25 protein-coding genes are annotated in these 17,657 nt (G+C 62.1%); 19 read left to right on the top strand and 6 right to left on the bottom strand.

Annotation, left to right across the window (positions count from 1 at the left end):
- Position 1: 1 nt before the first annotated feature.
- From rplV to R3O64_RS01990, 6 genes are all read left to right on the top strand, one after another.
- A complete protein-coding gene (gene rplV / locus R3O64_RS01965) occupies positions 2-364 on the top strand; it encodes a 50S ribosomal protein L22 (RefSeq protein ID WP_010189645.1) in 363 nt (120 codons plus the stop codon).
- Positions 364-1,110: a 30S ribosomal protein S3 gene (rpsC, locus tag R3O64_RS01970; protein ID WP_070446580.1), complete on the top strand. Its 747-nt coding sequence runs from the start codon at positions 364-366 to the stop codon at positions 1,108-1,110. Before rplV ends, rpsC begins: the two co-directional genes overlap by 1 nt.
- Before the next feature lie 3 nt (positions 1,111-1,113).
- Positions 1,114-1,530 (top strand): 50S ribosomal protein L16, encoded by a 417-nt coding sequence (gene rplP / locus R3O64_RS01975; RefSeq protein WP_070521748.1) that lies wholly within the window; start codon positions 1,114-1,116, stop codon positions 1,528-1,530.
- Positions 1,530-1,760 carry a 50S ribosomal protein L29 gene (gene rpmC, locus R3O64_RS01980; protein ID WP_005276944.1) on the top strand — a complete coding sequence of 77 codons (231 nt, stop codon included), beginning with the start codon at positions 1,530-1,532 and terminating at the stop codon, positions 1,758-1,760. The genes rplP and rpmC overlap by 1 nt, the downstream gene beginning before the upstream one ends.
- 2 nt (positions 1,761-1,762) lie before the next feature.
- Complete coding sequence (rpsQ, locus tag R3O64_RS01985; RefSeq protein ID WP_070521746.1) at positions 1,763-2,044, top strand: 30S ribosomal protein S17; 282 nt, start codon at positions 1,763-1,765, stop codon at positions 2,042-2,044.
- A gap of 188 nt (positions 2,045-2,232) precedes the next feature.
- Positions 2,233-2,955, top strand: coding sequence for a hypothetical protein (locus R3O64_RS01990; RefSeq protein ID WP_339017185.1), 723 nt, complete (start codon positions 2,233-2,235; stop codon positions 2,953-2,955).
- Here R3O64_RS01990 and R3O64_RS01995 read toward each other — a convergent pair.
- Both R3O64_RS01995 and R3O64_RS02000 read right to left on the bottom strand, forming a co-directional pair.
- The gene (locus tag R3O64_RS01995) at positions 2,952-3,344 is read right to left on the bottom strand and encodes a hypothetical protein (RefSeq protein WP_339017186.1); all 393 of its coding nucleotides are present in this window, start codon (positions 3,342-3,344) and stop codon (positions 2,952-2,954) included. The genes R3O64_RS01990 and R3O64_RS01995 overlap by 4 nt on opposite strands.
- The gene (locus R3O64_RS02000) at positions 3,341-4,210 is read right to left on the bottom strand and encodes a carbohydrate kinase (protein ID WP_339017187.1); all 870 of its coding nucleotides are present in this window, start codon (positions 4,208-4,210) and stop codon (positions 3,341-3,343) included. Before R3O64_RS02000 ends, R3O64_RS01995 begins: the two co-directional genes overlap by 4 nt.
- 21 nt (positions 4,211-4,231) lie before the next feature.
- On the opposite strand from R3O64_RS02000, the gene R3O64_RS02005 reads away from it, so the two are divergent.
- From R3O64_RS02005 to R3O64_RS02030, 6 genes are all read left to right on the top strand, one after another.
- Complete coding sequence (locus R3O64_RS02005; protein ID WP_339017188.1) at positions 4,232-5,554, top strand: glycoside hydrolase family 32 protein; 1,323 nt, start codon at positions 4,232-4,234, stop codon at positions 5,552-5,554.
- A gap of 112 nt (positions 5,555-5,666) precedes the next feature.
- Positions 5,667-7,673 (top strand): sucrose-specific PTS transporter subunit IIBC, encoded by a 2,007-nt coding sequence (locus tag R3O64_RS02010; protein WP_339017189.1) that lies wholly within the window; start codon positions 5,667-5,669, stop codon positions 7,671-7,673.
- Positions 7,674-8,106: 433 nt separating this feature from the next.
- Positions 8,107-8,475 carry a 50S ribosomal protein L14 gene (gene rplN, locus R3O64_RS02015; RefSeq protein ID WP_070521731.1) on the top strand — a complete coding sequence of 123 codons (369 nt, stop codon included), beginning with the start codon at positions 8,107-8,109 and terminating at the stop codon, positions 8,473-8,475.
- 4 nt (positions 8,476-8,479) lie between these two features.
- On the top strand, positions 8,480-8,794 hold the full coding sequence (gene rplX, locus R3O64_RS02020; protein WP_005527724.1) for a 50S ribosomal protein L24: 315 nt from the start codon (positions 8,480-8,482) through the stop codon (positions 8,792-8,794).
- Position 8,795: 1 nt separating this feature from the next.
- Positions 8,796-9,347 (top strand): 50S ribosomal protein L5, encoded by a 552-nt coding sequence (gene rplE, locus R3O64_RS02025; RefSeq protein WP_070521728.1) that lies wholly within the window; start codon positions 8,796-8,798, stop codon positions 9,345-9,347.
- A 148-nt stretch (positions 9,348-9,495) separates the two neighbouring features.
- The gene (locus tag R3O64_RS02030; protein ID WP_070530801.1) at positions 9,496-10,281 is read left to right on the top strand and encodes a formate/nitrite transporter family protein; all 786 of its coding nucleotides are present in this window, start codon (positions 9,496-9,498) and stop codon (positions 10,279-10,281) included.
- On the opposite strand, the gene fdhD is transcribed toward R3O64_RS02030, so the two are convergent.
- Positions 10,250-11,101 carry a formate dehydrogenase accessory sulfurtransferase FdhD gene (gene fdhD / locus R3O64_RS02035; protein ID WP_070530799.1) on the bottom strand — a complete coding sequence of 284 codons (852 nt, stop codon included), beginning with the start codon at positions 11,099-11,101 and terminating at the stop codon, positions 10,250-10,252. The genes R3O64_RS02030 and fdhD overlap by 32 nt on opposite strands.
- Positions 11,098-11,346, bottom strand: coding sequence for a DUF6457 domain-containing protein (locus R3O64_RS02040; RefSeq protein ID WP_070563549.1), 249 nt, complete (start codon positions 11,344-11,346; stop codon positions 11,098-11,100). Before R3O64_RS02040 ends, fdhD begins: the two co-directional genes overlap by 4 nt.
- A 310-nt stretch (positions 11,347-11,656) precedes the next feature.
- On the opposite strand from R3O64_RS02040, the gene rpsH reads away from it, so the two are divergent.
- The 7 genes from rpsH (at position 11,657) to R3O64_RS02075 (ending at position 14,781) form a co-directional block, all read left to right on the top strand.
- Positions 11,657-12,040 (top strand): 30S ribosomal protein S8, encoded by a 384-nt coding sequence (gene rpsH / locus R3O64_RS02045; RefSeq protein ID WP_070521703.1) that lies wholly within the window; start codon positions 11,657-11,659, stop codon positions 12,038-12,040.
- Between the two features lie 14 nt (positions 12,041-12,054).
- Entirely contained in the window at positions 12,055-12,591 is a 537-nt protein-coding gene (gene rplF, locus R3O64_RS02050) for a 50S ribosomal protein L6 (protein WP_070521700.1), read from the top strand.
- A 3-nt stretch (positions 12,592-12,594) separates the two neighbouring features.
- The gene (gene rplR / locus R3O64_RS02055) at positions 12,595-12,996 is read left to right on the top strand and encodes a 50S ribosomal protein L18 (RefSeq protein WP_070521697.1); all 402 of its coding nucleotides are present in this window, start codon (positions 12,595-12,597) and stop codon (positions 12,994-12,996) included.
- Between the two features lie 40 nt (positions 12,997-13,036).
- Positions 13,037-13,663, top strand: a complete 627-nt coding sequence (rpsE, locus tag R3O64_RS02060) for a 30S ribosomal protein S5 (RefSeq protein WP_070521694.1) — start codon at positions 13,037-13,039, stop codon at positions 13,661-13,663.
- 3 nt (positions 13,664-13,666) lie between these two features.
- Positions 13,667-13,852: a 50S ribosomal protein L30 gene (gene rpmD, locus R3O64_RS02065; protein ID WP_039673747.1), complete on the top strand. Its 186-nt coding sequence runs from the start codon at positions 13,667-13,669 to the stop codon at positions 13,850-13,852.
- Positions 13,853-13,855: 3 nt separating this feature from the next.
- Entirely contained in the window at positions 13,856-14,302 is a 447-nt protein-coding gene (gene rplO / locus R3O64_RS02070; protein ID WP_070521691.1) for a 50S ribosomal protein L15, read from the top strand.
- Positions 14,303-14,442: 140 nt separating this feature from the next.
- Positions 14,443-14,781 carry a hypothetical protein gene (locus R3O64_RS02075; RefSeq protein ID WP_070563546.1) on the top strand — a complete coding sequence of 113 codons (339 nt, stop codon included), beginning with the start codon at positions 14,443-14,445 and terminating at the stop codon, positions 14,779-14,781.
- 12 nt (positions 14,782-14,793) lie between these two features.
- Here the strand turns inward: R3O64_RS02075 and R3O64_RS02080 are convergent, their stop codons facing one another.
- Both R3O64_RS02080 and R3O64_RS02085 read right to left on the bottom strand, forming a co-directional pair.
- The gene (locus tag R3O64_RS02080; protein WP_339017190.1) at positions 14,794-16,275 is read right to left on the bottom strand and encodes an FAD-binding oxidoreductase; all 1,482 of its coding nucleotides are present in this window, start codon (positions 16,273-16,275) and stop codon (positions 14,794-14,796) included.
- Between the two features lie 17 nt (positions 16,276-16,292).
- The gene (locus tag R3O64_RS02085) at positions 16,293-17,600 is read right to left on the bottom strand and encodes a class I SAM-dependent methyltransferase (RefSeq protein ID WP_339017191.1); all 1,308 of its coding nucleotides are present in this window, start codon (positions 17,598-17,600) and stop codon (positions 16,293-16,295) included.
- Positions 17,601-17,657: the final 57 nt, after the last annotated feature.

Consider the following 17,657-nt stretch of genomic DNA (forward strand, 5'->3'; position numbering starts at 1 on the left):
GATGAGTGACACCATCACCTCCGCATCCGCAACGGCTCGCTACGTCCGCGTTACCCCGATGAAGGCACGCCGCGTCATCGACTTGGTCCGCGGTAAGTCCGTAGCCGAGGCACTTGCAATCCTGAAGTACGCTCCGCAGGGCGCCGCTGAGCCGGTCGCCAAGGTCGTTGCATCCGCAGCTGCCAACGCTGAGAACAACTTCGGCCTGGATCCGCGCACCCTGGTCATCTCCGAGGCATACGCCAACGAGGGTCCGACCATGCGTCGTTTCCAGCCGCGCGCACAGGGCCGCGCATTCATGATTCGTAAGCGCACCAGCCACATCACCGTGGTTGTCGAGAGCCAGAAGGAAGGGGCCAAGTAATGGGCCAGAAGATCCATCCTCACGGCCTACGTTTGGGCATCACTTCCGACTGGAAGACCCACTGGTACGCCGATAAGGACTACGCAAACTACGTAGCCGAAGACATCAAGATCCGCGAGTACTTGGAGAAGGGCCTCGACCGCGCCGGCATTGCCGACGTCGTCATCGAGCGCACCCGCGACCGCGTCCGCGTGGACATTCACACCGCCCGCCCGGGCATCGTGATTGGCCGTCGCGGCGCTGAGGCTGACCGCATCCGCCGCGAGCTGGAGAAGCTCACCGGCAAGATGGTTGCCCTCAACATTCTCGAGGTCAAGCAGGTCGACGCCAACGCAACCCTGGTTGCGCAGTCCATCGCGGAGCAGCTGGTTAACCGTGTCGCATTCCGTCGTGCAATGCGCAAGGCTATCCAGTCCGCTATGCGCCAGCCGCAGGTCAAGGGCATCAAGATTCTGCTGTCCGGCCGCCTGGGCGGTGCAGAAATGTCTCGCGTTGAGCGCTACCACGAGGGTCGCGTTCCGCTGCACACTCTTCGCGCCGAAATCGACTACGGCACCGCAGAGGCCCACACCACCTTCGGCCGCATCGGCATCAAGGTGTGGATCTACAAGGGTGACGTTGTCGGTGGCGTGCGCGAGTCCGAACTGAACGCTCCGGCGCAGGGCCGTGGCCGCGGTGACCGTAACGGTCGCTCGCGCCGTGGTGGCCAGCGTCGTCAGCGCGCACAGCAGAAGCAGGAGGGCTAATCCATGCTGATTCCTAAGCGCGTCAAGTACCGTCGCCAGCACCGCCCGACCCGCTCGGGTGTGTCCAAGGGCGGTAACCGCATCAACTTCGGTGACTACGCCATCCAGGCTCTCGAGCCGGCGTACATCACCAACCGCCAGATTGAGGCCGCACGTATTGCCATCAACCGCCACGTCAAGCGCGGTGGCAAGGTGTGGATCAACATCTTCCCGGACCGCCCCCTGACCCAGAAGCCGCTCGGCGTGCGTATGGGTTCCGGTAAGGGTCCCGTCGAGAAGTGGGTTGCCAACGTTAAGCCGGGCCGCATCCTCTTCGAGATGACCTACCCGAACGACGAAGTTGCCATCGAGGCCCTGCGCCGCGCTGGCCAGAAGCTTCCGTGCAAGGTCCGCATCATCAAGAAGGAGGACCAGTTCTAATGGCTACCGGTACCCCCGCCCACGAGTTCCGTGAGCTCGACAACGCTGAGCTGGAGACCCGTCTGAAGGATGCGAAGGAAGAGCTCTTCAACCTTCGTTTCCAGAAGGCCACTGGCCAGCTGACCAACAACCGCCGCATCGGCACGGTTAAGCGCGACATCGCCCGCATCTACACCGTTCTGCGCGAGCGCGAGCTGGGCCTGTCCGTTGCTCCGGGAGCTGAGGCTTAATCATGAGTGAGGCAAACGTGAACACTAAGAAGGAAAAGGGCGCTCGCAAGACCCGCACCGGCATCGTTGTCTCTGACAAGATGGATAAGACCATCGTTGTCGAGCTCGAGGACCGCAAGCAGCACGCCCTCTACGGCAAGATTATGCGCACTAACAAGAAGGTTAAGGCGCACGACGAGAACGAGACCGCCGGCATCGGCGACCGCGTTCTCATCGCCGAGACTCGCCCGCTGTCCAAGGACAAGCACTTCCGTCTCGTCGAGATCGTGGAGAAGGCTAAGTAAAATCTAGCCCTCCTCGATATCAGTGGCCCCCACGGTGAACGTGGGGGCCATTTTTATGCGCCCTTGGCTTCCGCGTCCGGCACGCCAGAGACAACAGCCTGCCAGGGGAACGGTCTCCAGTTATGGGTATTAAGCTGCGAAAACGTGTTAGGGTAAGGCCGTTCATCTCCTGAAAGGCCAAACTCTCTATGTCCGCGTTCTCTCGCTCTCTGTTTACCCTTGTCTGCGCTTCCTCTGTTGCAGCCCTCGTTGGTTGCGCCGCGGAGGAGCCTGCCCCGGTTGCTGCCGATGCTCCGGCGGTGGAATCCACTGGCGACGTTTCAACTACGCAGGCCGAGCCGGATTCGGACGCGCAGCCACAACCGAGCATCGATGCCGCCGGCCCGAACCCGACGCTGCCAGCCGGCTATACACCTGGCGCCGCTGATTCTGGCTCGGCTGAAGGCGCGAAGACGCCCAACACACAGGACGTAACTAAAGACGCCGCGGGCACCTCCGCCGCCAGCGGCATTGACAAGTGCGTGTACCGGAAGGATCGCGTCCGCAGCGAGGGCAATCCTGCCGATGTTCCCTCCACTGTGTCGGGTACCGTACACAAGGCAAAAGCAGGCGACCTCGACGGTGGAGAGCCCGGCATTGTCTTGCCGGAGTACGCATCGGAAGAGGTATGGTTCCTTGCCCTGGACGCGCCCACCACGTTGAGCGGCAGCATGAGCGGCAGGCCGGGTGAGGTCGAGGTTCGTGCAAACCAGGAATGTATCGGAATAGTCGGCAATGGGGATTTGTGGGACGGCTACGAAGGCACGAAGGTCACCTTGCCGATCGATGCCACGAGCGGATACTGGCAAAGCGATGTGAGTGTCCCGATGGGCACGCTGCGCATGCCCTACATACCGGCAGATATTCTTTAGCGCACCCGCCGGTGCGTGAGCGCGATAGCGATGCTAAAGACGCTGAGCACCGCGCCCACCGCGAGAAGAAACGTGCCGATGCGGTAGGGCGCGGCGCTGGCCAGGTCGACGGTGTGAAAGACCTTGAGCCAAACCAGCCAGCCCGCGATGAGCGCAATCGAACCCAGTGCGGAGATAGCCCGCAGCCCGCGGGTGGGGCGCTGGGTGGGGGAGAAGGCGTGGTAGGAGGCGTCGACAAGCGTGGCACCTCCCAACAGCACCGACAGCACCACCGCAGCTGGCACCGGCAGAAGCGCGCCCGTGCCGAAGACGACGGGCAAAATGAAGGACACCGTCACCACGAAAAAGAGCAGACCGTGGAGCCCGGTCGTGCGCAGGGGATAGCTCATAGTAGTTCCTCCACCTCAGAAAGCGTGGGCGGCTGCGCGCCCGTACACGAAACCGTGATCGCCGCGGCCGTCGCCGCAAAGTGCAGGATCTCCTGCCACTCCTCGACGCCCAAGGTGCTAATGTCCCGCTCCACCAACTGGCTTAGGAGCGCAGCCATCACCGTGTCGCCCGCGCCGATGGTGTCCGCCACCTCCACCGTAACCGGCGGGACCTGCAGCGATACCGAGTCCGTGCGCACACTCAGACCTTCCGCACCGCGCGTGGTCACGACCACGGGTGCCTGCGAAAGGGCGTCCTCGCCGAGGAATTCAACCTCCTCCTCGCTCAGCTTCAACAGCGTGACGTGCGGCAGCAAGGACAACAAAAACTCGCGGTGCGCCGGGGTGGCGAAGAAGGGGCGGATGTTGGGATCCAAGGCCACCTTTGTGCCCTGCGCCGCAAGCTCCTGGAGCAGCTCGGCATAGCGGGATGCGCCCGGCTCCAGGGCGAGGGAGACGGTGCCGAAGCAGGCCCAGGGGACGTCAGCAAGCACAGGCTCCACCAGCCGGTCCGCCGTGCCCTCCGTATAGAAGGAGTAGGTGGCCGAGCCGTCCTCCCCGATGTTGCAGACTGCCAGCGTGGTGGGCTCGTCACCGCGCTGCACGAGCGAGGTATCCACTCCTTCTCTATGTAGGCGCTCCATGAGCGCCTGCCCGAATGCATCCCGCGAAAGCCGCGATTGAAAACCCACGCTTGCGCCCAAACGCCCCGCCGCGACCGCCACATTGAAGGGGCCGCCGCCCAACGCCGGGGTGAGATCTGCCAGCCCCCCGCGTCCGCGCGGAACGAGGTCAACGAGGCCTTCGCCACACACCATAATGTCCATAGAGCCCATACTATCGGGAGCATGAACTACCGTCCGCACTTCCATCTCTCCCCGCCGTCTGGTCGCCTTAACGATCCAAATGGGGTCTTCCTTGATGGCGATAACCTGCACGTTTACTATCAGCACGACCCTTGTTTCCCACACGCACCGAAGCAGACGGGCTGGGGGCACGCCGTGACTTCCCTGAGCGAGCCACAGCCCTGGCGGCACTTCCCGGACGCGCTCTATCCCATCCGCGAGCACGACGCCCACGGCTGCTATTCCGGTGGCGCGGTGGTCGACGGTGAGGACGTTTGGCTGTTTTATACCGGCAACCTCAAGCGCGATGGCGTGCGGATTCCCTCGCAGAACCGCGTCCGCGCGGTCGATGCCGGCGGTCCAGAAGGCGGCTTCTATGAGCACGACGCCGCGAACCCGCTCATCGACGGGCCCGCCGCAGGTTTCACCGGGCATTACCGCGATCCCCAGATCACCCGCGACAAGGACGGCTGGCGCATGGTGCTCGGCGCCCAGGCGGAGGATGAAACCGGGCACGTGGTGCTCTATCGCTCCACGGACTTGGCGCAGTGGTCCTTTGAGGGTGCGCTCACCTTTGACACCTCGGGCGCTGAGCCGGGCCTGAGCCCCGACCTGGTGCCGGGCGGCTACATGTGGGAATGCCCGAATTTGCTCACGCTTTCGGACCGCGCCACGGGGGAGGACAAGGACGTCCTGGTCATCTGCCCGCAAGGTCTAGATCCCGTGCGTGGTAGCGCCACGCACTACGCCTCCTCCGACCAGTGCGGCTACCTCGTGGGCCGTCTTGAGGGAACGGTTTTCTACGTCGAGCGCGGCTTCAGCGAGCTGGACTATGGCCACCAGTTCTATGCGCCGCAGCTGGTGGAGAGGGACGGCGAGGCCATCATGCTGGGCTGGATGGGGCTGCCCGCGCAGGATGACACCCCGACTGTCGCCGAGGGCTGGGTGCACACGCTGACGCTTCCGCGGCGCGTCTGGCTGGAGGATGGCTGGTTGCGCCAGGCACCGCTGTGGTCGCTAGGGTCTGCGCCGACGGAGTCGGCGCGAGAGGGGTTCGGTTCGGTGGCCACACTGCAGGCTGGGGAGGGCACATATGCGCTTGTCGACGCCTCCGGTGCCACCGCCTTCCTCGTAGCTTACGGCGGGGGAGAGCTGCGGCTCACGTCTGGCGAAGATGAACGCGTCGTGCCGTGTCCGGCAGGAACACTGGAGCTTATCGCTGATGGCTGCGCGGTGGAGGTCTTTGCGGGTGATGGGCGGATTGCGGGGGCGTCGGCAGTCTTTTGTGCCGGTGACGCTCGCTGGCGCGGCTGGGAAGCCCGGTAGGGTGTGAATTTTCCTATATTTGCGCCCGAATGGTTGGCTTTATGTTGGGTAACGTGTCTAATGGGAGGTGACGCTATTTAATTCATCTCACTCTCCGAGGAGGCACGCCGGTATGGATCACAAACAGGTCGCGGCGCGAACACTCAAAGCAATCGGCGGCGAAGACAACATTGTGGCGCTCGCGCACTGCGCCACCCGCCTGCGCATGGTGCTGAAAGACAGTAAAAAGGTCGATACGGCCGCACTAGAAAACGATCCGGACCTCAAGGGCATCTTTGAGGCCGGGGGCATGTTCCAGGTCATCGTCGGCCCGGGCGATGTCAACATCGTCTTCGAACAGATCAACGCGATGACCTCGAAGGATATCGCGGTTTCCACTGACAAGCTCAAGGACATCGCCGCCGACTCCGGCAATTGGTTCTCTCGGGCGGTGAAGGTCCTCGCGGATATCTTCGTGCCGCTCATCCCGATTCTGGTCGGCGGCGGTCTGCTCATGGCGCTCAACAATGTGCTGACCGCCAACGGGCTGTTCGGCGAGCAATCCGTCATCGAGATGTTCCCGGCCATGGCGGATGTCGCCGGGCTCATCAATCTCCTGGCTTCCGCGCCGTTTGCCTTCCTGCCCATCCTGGTGGGCTTCACCGCCACCAAGCGCTTCGGCGGCAACGAGTTCCTCGGTGCGGGCATGGCCATGGCCATGGTGATGCCGGACCTGGTGAACGGTTATCAGGTGGCCGCGACCATCGAGGCGGGGGAGATGTCCTATTGGAACATCTTCGGCCTCGATGTTGCTCAGGCGGGCTACCAGGGTTCCATCCTGCCGATCCTGGTCATCGCGTGGATTCTGGCCACGATTGAGAAATTCCTGCACAAGCACCTCAAGGGCACCGTGGACTTCATGCTCACCCCGCTGCTCACGTTGCTGGTGACGGGCTTTATCACCTTCATCGCGGTTGGTCCTATTCTGCGCACGGCGGGCGACATGCTCGGCGCTGGGCTCAACGACCTTTACACCTTCGCCGGCCCGGTGGGCGGCTTCATCTTCGGTTTGTTCTACTCGCCGATCGTTATCACCGGCCTCCATCAGTCCTTCCCGCCGATTGAGACGATGCTGTGGAACGAGGGCGGTTCCTTCATCTTCGCGGTGGCCTCCATGGCCAACATTGCCCAGGGTGGCGTGGCCTTGGCGGTCTACTTCCTGACCAAGTCCGAGAAGCTCAAGGGCCTGTCGGGCGCCTCGGGTGTTTCCGCGCTCTTCGGCATTACCGAGCCCGCCATCTTCGGTGTGAACCTCCGCCTGCGCTGGCCGTTCTACATCGGCATGGGCGCGTCCGCAGTGGCCTCGACGCTCATCGCGCTTCTCGACGTTAAAGCTACCGCCCTCGGCGCCGCCGGCTTCATCGGCTTCGTTTCAATGCGTCCGGAGGACTACACGCAGTTCTTCATCTGCGCCTTCGTCTCCCTCATCCTCTCCTTCGGCGTGGCCTTTGTATATGGCCGCTACCTCATCTCTAAGAACGGCTCCATCGACCCCGATGAGGTCGGTACCGCCAGCGCCGACGTGGGCGGGGCGGTTCCTGCCGCCACCGCTGATCCGAATGCCTACTGCGTGGCCTCCCCGCTGGCCGGAAAGGCCATCGCGTTGGAATCGGTTTCGGATCCGATGTTTGCCGCCGGCAAGCTGGGCGCGGGCGCGGCCATCGAGCCGAGCGAGGGGCGCCTCGTCTCCCCGATTGATGGCAAGATCACCGTCACCTTCCCCTCCAAGCACGCCTATGCCGTGCGCGGAAAAGATGCCGACGGCAACAACGTGGACATCCTCATGCACATCGGTTTCGACACCGTGAACCTGAAGGGCGAGCACTTTACCTCGCACGTCTCCAAGGGCGATGAGGTCAAGGCCGGCGACCTCCTCTGCGAGTTCGACATCGCGGCCATCAAGGCGGCCGACTACCCGGTGACCACGCCGGTCGTTGTCTCCAACTCGAAGAAGACCGGCCCGGTCCTCCCGGCCTATGCCACCGGCGCGGAAATCGCCTTCGGCGATGCACTGCTCACCGTGGACCCGAAGCCGCAACCCGCGGCTGCAACCACCGCCGCTTCGGCGGAGAAGGCTTAGGGCCTCCGCCCGCCGATTCCATAAGTGCAGACCTGGAAGTACAGACACGCTGGTCGTCGCCAAGCACTGCGCGAGCGCTTGACGACGCCCACCTGCACCTATGCACTTCCGGGTCTGCACATTTGCACTGTGGGGTGAGGGCAGGTGGGGGAGGGCGTGGCGCGTAGGGGCCGGCCATGCATTCGAGAGTGTGCTGTGGGGCGGGACGTGGTGGGGTGTGCGATTTGGAGAAACAGTGGGGGACGTGCTTGAATGTATGGGTTGCATATGGTCGGTCGGTGCAGCGCGATGCGTTTCCGAATCGCCACACCGAGACCCTTCGACCGCTGTGAACAGCGCGTTCGTCGCACAGCCTATGCCACGCAAGCAAGTAGACCAGGTGTGTCAAGGACGGAAATCTTGACGCACGTTAATCCAGGTCAGGAGACCCATAGTGATTCAGCAAGAATCGCGTCTGCGCGTCGCCGACAACTCCGGTGCACGAGAGCTCCTCGTCATCCGCGTTCTCGGCGGCTCCGTTCGACGTTTCGCTGGCATTGGTGACGTTGTCGTTGCCACTGTCAAGGAAGCCACCCCGGGTGGCAACGTGAAGGAAGGCGATGTCGTCAAGGCCGTCATCGTCCGTGCCAAGAAGGAGACCCGTCGCCCGGACGGCTCCTACATCGCATTCGATGAAAACGCCGCAGTTATTCTCAAGGGCGACAATGAGCCGCGCGGTACCCGCATCTTCGGCCCGGTTGCTCGCGAACTTCGTGACAAGCGCTTCATGAAGATCGTTTCTCTCGCACCGGAGGTGATCTAATCTTATGAAGATTCATAAGGGCGATATGGTGATCGTCATTTCGGGCCCAGACAAGGGCGCGAAGGGCAAGGTCATCGAGGCATACCCGAAGCGCGACAAGGTCCTCGTTGAGGGCGTCAACCGCGTCAAGAAGCACGTTGCTAACTCCGCTACCGAGCGTGGCGCCGAGTCCGGCGGAATCGTTACCCAGGAAGCTCCGATCCACGTGTCCAACGTTGCGATCGTTGACTCCGAGGGCAACCCGACCCGCGTGGGCTACCGTTTCGACGAAAACGGCAAGAAGGTCCGCATCGCACGTAGCAACGGGAAGGACATCTAACATGAGCGAGAACTACACTCCGCGTCTGAAGACCCGCTACCGCGAGGAAATCAAGAAGACTCTGAACGACGAGTTCAAGTACGACAACGTGATGCAGATTCCGGGCGTCACCAAGGTCGTTGTCAACATGGGTGTGGGCGACGCTGCCCGCGACTCCAAGATGATCAACGGTGCTCTCGAGGACCTTACCGCTATCACCGGCCAGAAGCCGCAGGTGCGTCGCGCTAAGAAGTCCATCGCAAACTTCAAGCTCCGTGAGGGCATGCCCATCGGCGCACGCGTTACCCTGCGCGGCGACCGCATGTGGGAGTTCCTGGACCGCCTGCTGACCATCGCGCTGCCGCGTATTCGCGACTTCCGCGGTCTCTCCGACCAGCAGTTCGACGGCCACGGCAACTACACCTTCGGTCTCACCGAGCAGACCATGTTCTACGAGATCGACATCGACAAGGTGGACCGCCCGCGCGGTATGGACATCACCGTCGTGACCACCGCTACCAACGACGAGGAGGGCCGCAAGCTCCTGCGCGAGCTCGGCTTCCCGTTCAAGTAAAGTAGCGCTTGAATCATTCCCCCGGCACTCCGTGAAGGAGCTCCGGGGGAATTTTTGTGTCTGCGCCACTGGTGAGTTTCGTCACCCTGAGCGCGGGGGAGTACACTACGAGCGTCTGAGAAGTCTGCGTCCCCCAGTGAGGTAAGAAATGTCCCTGAATGATGCTTCGGCAGCCGCGGTAAAGAAAAAGGTTGCGTTGCTCGACGAGTCCTTTGGCCGGTTTGCCGTGCGCTCCACCCTGGCGGGTGTGTACCTCGCCATCGGTACGGCGTTTGCTGCGGTGATGGGGATGGGCGTCGAGAAGCATGTGGAAGGCATGGGCTCGCTGGTGTTTGCCTGCCTGTTCGGCTTGGGCCTGTTTGCCATCGTCCTTCTCGGCGCGGAGCTGGCCACCGGCAACATGATGTACATGGTCTATGGCGCCGTAACTAAACAGGTGGGCTGGGGCAAGGGCCTGTGGCTGCTGGTGGTCACGACGCTGTTTAACCTAGTCGGTGCCGCCCTCTTTGCTGCAGCCATGGGAATGTCGGCCAAGCTGGGCGGAATCGACCCCAACCATCTCATTGCCAACCTCTCGATGGGCAAGCTGACCAAGGGCCCAGGCGGATTGTTGGTGGAGGCCATGCTGGCGAACTTCGTGGTCAACATGGCTATCGTCGGCGCGGTCTTTGCCAAGGACGTGGTGTCCAAGTTCTTCGTCATCGTGCCGATCATCGCCTGCTTCGTGGGCCTGGGCCTGGAGCACGTTATCGCCAACTTCTGCCTGATGACCCTGACCTTCTTCTGCGCCAGCCCGCTGCCTGAGGGCTTCACCCTCGGCGCGGTGTTGGCCAACTGGTCCATCGTGTGGGTGGGAAACCTCATCGGCGGCGGCTTCCTTATTGGCGGCGTGTACGCCTGGCTTAACTCTGGCCCGGAGGCGTACCGCGACTAAGTTCGCCCGAGTAGAGGTTGAAGCGGTCGCCGCGGGCAAAGCCCACGAGCGCCATGCCGGTTTCCCGGGCGGTTTCCACCGCCAGCGAGGAGGCCGCGGAGACCGCAACGAGCATGCCGAAGCCGGCCATAGCAGCCTTGTTGACCAGCTCGAAGCTGGCGCGCGAGCTCATCACCAGGATGAGGTCGCTGGCGGGCAGCATTCCTTCCATCAGTAGGTGGCCGATGACCTTATCGGCAGCGTTGTGTCGGCCCACGTCCTCGCGGACGACGACGGGTTCTCCCTCGAGCGTGAAGGCGCCCGCGGCGTGGATGCCGCCGGTTTTGCGGAACTGCTTCTGTTCCGCTTTCAAGGCGCCGGGCAGCTTGGCGACGATCCCCGGATCCACCGGCACCTGTGGGATTGAGTATCGCGACTGCATCATCAGCGCCTCGATAGAGGAGGTGCCGCACACTCCGCACGCAGACGTGGTTGTCGTCAGGCGGAGATCGGCGAGGCTGATCGCGTGGGGGTTGGCTAGCTCAACGTCGAGCAGGTTATAGGGGTTGCGCCCGTCCACTGAGGCACCGGCGCAGTAGCGCGCCTCGGTGACATCGCTGGCCTTCTCGATGTGGCCCTCGGAATGAAGAAAACCGTGGGCCAGCTCGACATCGTGGCCAGGCGTGCGCATCGTCGTGGTCAGCGTTTGTCCGCCCACGCGGATCTCCAAAGGCTCTTCGCCGGCGACGGTATCGCCGCGGGTATCGACCTGGATGACCTCTCCGTGCTCATCGAGGCGCACCTTGGTCACGGCGAAGGTGGCGTTGACGCGCCCGCTCATCGGTTGAGGGCCTCCTTGAGTGTGGCGATGTGGGTGCGGGCCTCGTCGACGTCCTTCGAGGCCAAACCGACCAGGTACGCCGTCAGTGGGGCAGCGGGGCGCGATTGGGTATGCGCGACGTCCTTAGTCAGATCGAGGAGTTCTCTAACCAAGGCGGTGGCGTCGGCCGGGGAGACGCCGACAAGCTCGGCAGCCTCCTCAAGCCACTGGTGTGCCGTGCGGATGGGGTCTTGTTCTTCACTCATGACTTCCCATGCTAACGCGTTTTGGAAAACAGCATGTCAGCGGGTAAAGTAAGCCGACGGACTTGCATTTTTCCTCCTCCGCGCCGCAAAAATGGCGCTGGAGGTGCGCAAATGTGCCAAGCCGGAAGAATTGAACACATCTACTTTGTTGTAGGCCCCTCGCCGTAGACAGCGGACCGTTGTCTGTATCAAAGGGTGGCGAGCGCCTCGCGGTATTGACCGCGGGGAGCGTGAGTAGCCCGAAATCACACGGAAAACGCTTTGGTGAGCTTTAAGGGAACCGCAACGAGAAAGGTTACAGGTCACTCATATGACTATGACTGATCCTATTGCCGACATGTTGTCGCGCGTGCGCAATGCATCCAATGCGCACCACGATTCCGTGTCGATGCCGACCTCCAAGCTCAAGGCGAACATCGCCGAGATCTTGAAGCAGGAAGGCTACATCGCTGACTACTCCGTCGAGGGCCGCGAGCTGTCCCTCGAGCTTAAGTACAACAATCGTGAGCGTTCCCTCTCGGGTCTGCGTCGCGTGTCTAAGCCGGGTCTGCGTGTGTACGCAAAGTCCACCGAACTGCCGCAGGTTCTGGGCGGCCTGGGCGTGGCCATCATTTCCACGTCTCAGGGTCTGCTTACCGACCGTCAGGCTCAGGAGAAGGGTGTAGGCGGAGAAGTTCTCGCCTACGTCTGGTAAGGGAGGATTGACACATGTCTCGTATCGGTCTAGCACCTATCGCCGTCCCGAAGGGCGTCGACATCACCATCAATGGCCAGGTTGTCAACGTGAAGGGGTCCAAGGGCTCCCTCGAGGTTGAGCTGCCGGAGCCGATCACCGCAGCCGTCGAGGACGATGAGATCAAGGTCTCCCGTCCGGACGACGACCGCAAGAACCGCGCACTGCACGGTCTGGCCCGCTCCCTGGTCAACAACGCCGTCGTTGGCGTGACCGAGGGCTACACCAAGAAGATGGAAATCTTCGGTGTTGGTTACCGCGTCCAGCAGAAGGGTAAGGACCTGGAGTTCTCTCTGGGCTACTCCCACCCGATCCTCATCAAGGCTCCGGAGGGCATCACCTTCGCTGTGGATGGCGCAACCAAGCTCTCCGTATCTGGTATTGACAAGCAACTGGTTGGACAGGTCGCCGCGTACATCCGCCGCCTGCGTAAGGACGATCCTTACAAGGGCAAGGGTATTCGCTACGACGGCGAGCAGATCCGCCGCAAGGTCGGAAAGACGGGTAAGTAAGCAATGGCTAACACTGAAAACGCAAAGCGCACCCCGGTTGGCAAGGACATTTCCTCGCGTCGTCGTGAAGCACGCGCGCGCCGCCACTTCCGCATCCGTAAGACCCTCCGCGGCACCCCTGAGGCACCGCGTCTGGTCGTTCACCGCTCCTCCCGCCACATGCACGTTCAGGTCATCGACGACCTGGCCGGCCACACCCTGGCCGCTGCTTCCTCCATGGAAGCCGACGTGCGTGCACTCGAGGGCGATAAGAAGGCCAAGGCTGCCAAGGTAGGCCAGCTCATCGCTGAGCGCGCCAAGGCCGCTGGCATCGAGAAGGTCGTCTTCGACCGTGCAGGCTACAAGTACCACGGCCGCGTTGCTGCGCTGGCCGAAGCTGCTCGTGAAGGTGGTCTGCAGTTCTAATGATTAAGGCATACGGAAACATCAACGGAAGGAACGCCTAATGTCGGACCGTGAACAGCGTGACGGCGGACGCTCCGCCGAGAACAACAACGACCGCAAGGGTCGCAACAACGGCCGTCGTAACGACCGCCGCAACCACCAGGACAACGAGCGCGATAAGTACATCGAGCGCGTTGTGACCATCAACCGCGTCTCCAAGACCGTTAAGGGTGGCCGCAACATGTCCTTCACCGCTCTCGTCGTCGTTGGCGACGGCCAGGGCATGGTTGGCGTCGGCTACGGCAAGGCCAAGGAAGTCCCGGCCGCAATCCAGAAGGGTGCAGAAGAGGCTCGCAAGAACTTCTTCCGCGTCCCGATGATTGCCGGCACCATTACCCACCCGGTTGAGGGTCGCGACGCAGCTGGCATCGTCATGATGAAGCCGGCCGCTCCGGGTACCGGTGTCATCGCCGGCGGTGCTGCTCGTCCGGTGCTTGAGTGCGCCGGTGTGCAGGACATTTTGTCGAAGTCCCTGGGCTCCGACAACGCTCTCAACGTCGTCCGCGCTACCGTGGACGGCCTCAAGCAGCTGGTTCGCCCGGAGGAAGTTGCTGCACGCCGCGGCAAGTCCCTCGAGGAGGTCGCACCGGCCCAGATGCTGCGCAAGCGCGCAGGTCAGGAGGCATAAGCAATGGCTCTGAAGATTACTCAGGTAAAGGGCCTTGTGGGCACCAAGCCGAACCACCGCGCCAACATTGAGGCCCTTGGTCTCAAGCGCATCGGACACTCTGTTGTAAAGCAGGACACCCCGATTATTCGCGGCATGGTTCACAAGGTGCGTCACCTGGTCACCGTCGAAGAAGTGGCAGGGGAGTAAACCATGGCTGATATCATCAAGCTCCACGACCTGCGCCCGTCCGCAGGCTCCAATAAGCCCAAAACCCGCGTCGGCCGCGGTGAGGCATCCAAGGGTAAGACCGCTGGTCGCGGTACCAAGGGCACCGGTGCTCGCAAGCAGGTTTCCGCTGCTTTCGAGGGTGGCCAGATGCCGATCCACATGCGTCTGCCGAAGCTCAAGGGCTTCAAGAACCCGAACCACGTTGAGTACCAGGTAGTCAACGTTGCTGACCTCGCAGAGGCTTTCGCTCAGGGTGGCGACGTCACCGTAGCGGACATCGTCGCTGCTGGCTTGGTTCGCAAGAACCAGCCGGTCAAGGTTCTGGGCAACGGCGACATCAACGTTAAGTTGAACGTCACCGCTGACAAGTTCTCCAAGTCTGCTGTTGAGAAGATCGAGGCTGCTGGCGGCACCGCCACCACCAAGTAAATCTCTACTCAGTAGATTTCTTCCCCCTGTCCACCGCATTCGTGCGGGGCAGGGGGACTTTTCATGCCTATTGTGCGCGCGGAGCTAAGAAGAGTAGTATAACCCTTGGTTAAATCTTAGTAAGCGTTAAGGAGAGTGTTATGTCGTCCGTATCTTCCATCGTGGCAACCGCCATCGCCGCACTTCTGCCCCTGGCTGGCGTTACTGGTCCCGTCGATGCACAGGAGATGCTCTCCCAGCCAGAGTCCGCCACCAGCACGGAAAACCTGCCCAGCGGCGAGCTGGCGGTGCAGCGCGAGCTGGCCCTTGCCACCCAGGAGCTGGGGCACGACTTCATGACCATCCGCTTTGAAGGCAATGACACCGCGCACATCGTCTTCCTGGAAACCTACAACCCGGATACCGACCAGGCAGCCGTGGACCGCGTGATGAAGGCCCTGGCCACCAACGGTTTTGATCGCGTCGATGCAGTTGCCTAGGAAGGCAGCGCGTTAGGCGTCGTTGACCGTCTTTTCATAGAGGCCGGGGAAGCGGCTGTCCGGGTCGGTGAGCGCTTTAATGCGCTCCGGCAGGTCACCGCCGTAGAGCTCGGCAAATTCTTCGGGGGAGTAGAAGGCTTCTGAGTACAGCGACTTATGCCCGCCGAGCTCGCTGACTTTAGCCTCGATGACGCGGTTGAAGGCGCCGTTGCCCGGGGCGGAGGGGTCGACGTGATTGCCCTCCACGCCTGACCAGAAGCCCACGTTGACCCAGGTTTGGTCCGGGCGCAGAGGATACAGCGGCCACGGGGCGGGGGAGTCAGCCGCGAGAGAGCCGGTTCCGACGAGCTCTTCGACGCCCTCGCGAAGCCGAATCGGGCACAGCCACACCGGTTGTATATCTGAGGCGGTAAAGAACCAGTCCAAGAACTCCGGCAAGTTCTCCGGGGTGACCTCGATGTCCTGCACCACGCGCTCACCCCGCGGCAGGCCCTTTGGCTTCTTGATGAAGTTGTACTCCAGCTCGTATTTCCGGTCCAGGCGCACGAGCTTCCAGTAGAAGGAACTGCGCCGCAGCTGTCGCGGCCACACCTTGCGCACCCGCGGATTCTGCGCGCCAAAGGCTCGCGAGCACCAGAACCAGTCAGTGTCCCAGCGCCAGATGTAATCGCGCACCGTGAGGCGGTCGCGGCGAATACCCCGGGCGTGCTGGAGACTGCGATAGAAAATCTTCTCCCGCGTATAGTCCGAGGTTGGCCCCTCCTCCTCCGTGAAACGGGCCATGACAAGGTAGGATTCCTCCGGGGAGAAGACCACGCCATCTAGGCCGTGGACATCGACGCCGTCATAGGAGTGGGTGCGGGAGACATCGTCAAGCGTGCGTGCCAAGGACTCAAAGTCGTGGAAACGCACCTCCCGCAGCTCCACGTAAGGCTTCACCGCGCGCAGCTCAATCTTGAGGCGCACCGCATAGCCCAAGGAGCCATAGGAGTTGGGGAAGAGACGGAAGAGATCGACATTCTCCTCGCGCGAGCACGTGAGAATCTCGCCAGTACCGGTGAGGATGTCCATCTCCAACACGGATTCGTGCGGCAATCCATCGCGGAAGCTCGTGGACTCCACGCCCATGCCCGTCACCGCGCCGCCGAGCGTAATGGTCTTGAGCTGCGGCACCACGAAGGGCATAAGACCGTGCGGCAAGGTGGCGTCCACAAGGTCCTCGTAGGTGCACATGCCCTGAACCTCGGCGGTCTGCGCAATCGGATCGACCTCAATGACCCCACCCAGGCCGGACACGTCGAGCCCCACCTGCTGCCCGCTGCGCCCGCGGAAAAGATTCGAGGTTTTCTTCGCTAGACGTACGCGCTTGTCCTTCGGCACCGCGCGGAAGCTACGCAGGAGCTTATCGACGCCCTCCTCATGCGCCTTCCAACCCACCGGCGGAATCTCCACGGCGTCGACGCTACGGTGATTGCGAATGAGATCAGTCAACATAGAATTCCTTTAAGTCTTTAGAAGCGCGAATCTTCCCACCAGCGGCGCTCGGGCACGCCGGAACGAGAACCGGCCTCACCCAGCTTGACTCCCAAGAAGTGGTACAGGTTGATGATGTTGTGCTCGAAGCCCCACTCAGAGCCGGCCATATAGATGGCCCACAGGCGCGCGGTGGGCAGGCCCACCAGAGAGCAGGCCTCCTCCCACGTCTCTTTAAGGTTCTCGCACCAATCGTGCAGAGTGCGCATGTAGTCGAAGCGCAGGGATTCCGTGTGGACAACTTCGAAGCCGGCGTCCTGCATGCACTTCGTGATGGTGCCGGAGCCGGAGAGCTCACCGTCGGGGAAGATATAGCGGTCGATGAAGCCGCCCTTCGGGGTCTTGTGATTATCCGGGTAGGTGATGCAGTGGTTGAGCATCAATCCGCCCGGCTTAAGTTTGCCGTTGAGGAAGCTAAAGAAGTCCGGGTAGTTCTTGACGCCAATGTGCTCGAGTAGCCCGATGGCGGAGATGGCGTCGAAGCCTTCCTCGGTGACGTCGCGATAGTCCAGGAAGCGGATTTCCGCGAGGTCCTCGAGACCCTCCTCCTTGATCTTGGCCTGGCCCCACTCAGCCTGTTCCTTGGAAAGGGTCACGCCGAGGGACTTCACGCCGCGCTTGGCGGCGTAGCGCACCATGCCGCCCCAGCCGCAGCCGACGTCGAGGTGGCGGTCGCCCTTCTTGAGGCGCAACTTGTCAAAGATGAGGCGATACTTGTTTTCCTGAGCTTCATCCAGAGTGGCGTCGGGGGAGGGGTAGTAGGCGCAGGTATACGTCATCGAGTCACCGAGGAAGAGCTCGTAGAAGTCATTGCCTACGTCGTAGTGATCGGAAATGACTTCTGCGTCGCGCTCCTTGGAGTGCTTGGACAATCCTTCGTGCAGCTTGCGGCGCAGCCACGAGGCGCGCTCGACTTCCGGGACCGGCTGGATCTGGAAAGCTCCCATCGAGGCCAGGGAGCGTGCCACCCTGGCCAAGGTCTTCGTGTCCGGGCGGGTGAACTTGTCATACATGGCGTGCAGCGCATCGAAGATGCCGTAGGGATGCGCCGGGTGCTCTCCCTCGACAGTGATGCCGTCGGTGACATAAGCGCGGGCAAATCCTACATCCCCTGGGTGAGTAGCGATATAGGCCAAGCCCTGGAGGTTGTTGATCTTGACGGTAAACTGCGCATCGGTTGGGCCGGTGGCGGAACCATCGAAAGCCTCCCAGCGGAAGGGGTTGGGGCTGGGGACGAAGGTATCGATAATCTCGGCCACGGTCATTGGGGAGAATCGCTTACTCATAAAACTACATACTTCTTTCGGTTCATTGGCTGGCAGAAAAAGAACGGCCATACTCCG

Source organism: Corynebacterium hesseae (assembly GCF_037850265.1).
Lineage (GTDB): Bacteria > Actinomycetota > Actinomycetes > Mycobacteriales > Mycobacteriaceae > Corynebacterium > Corynebacterium hesseae.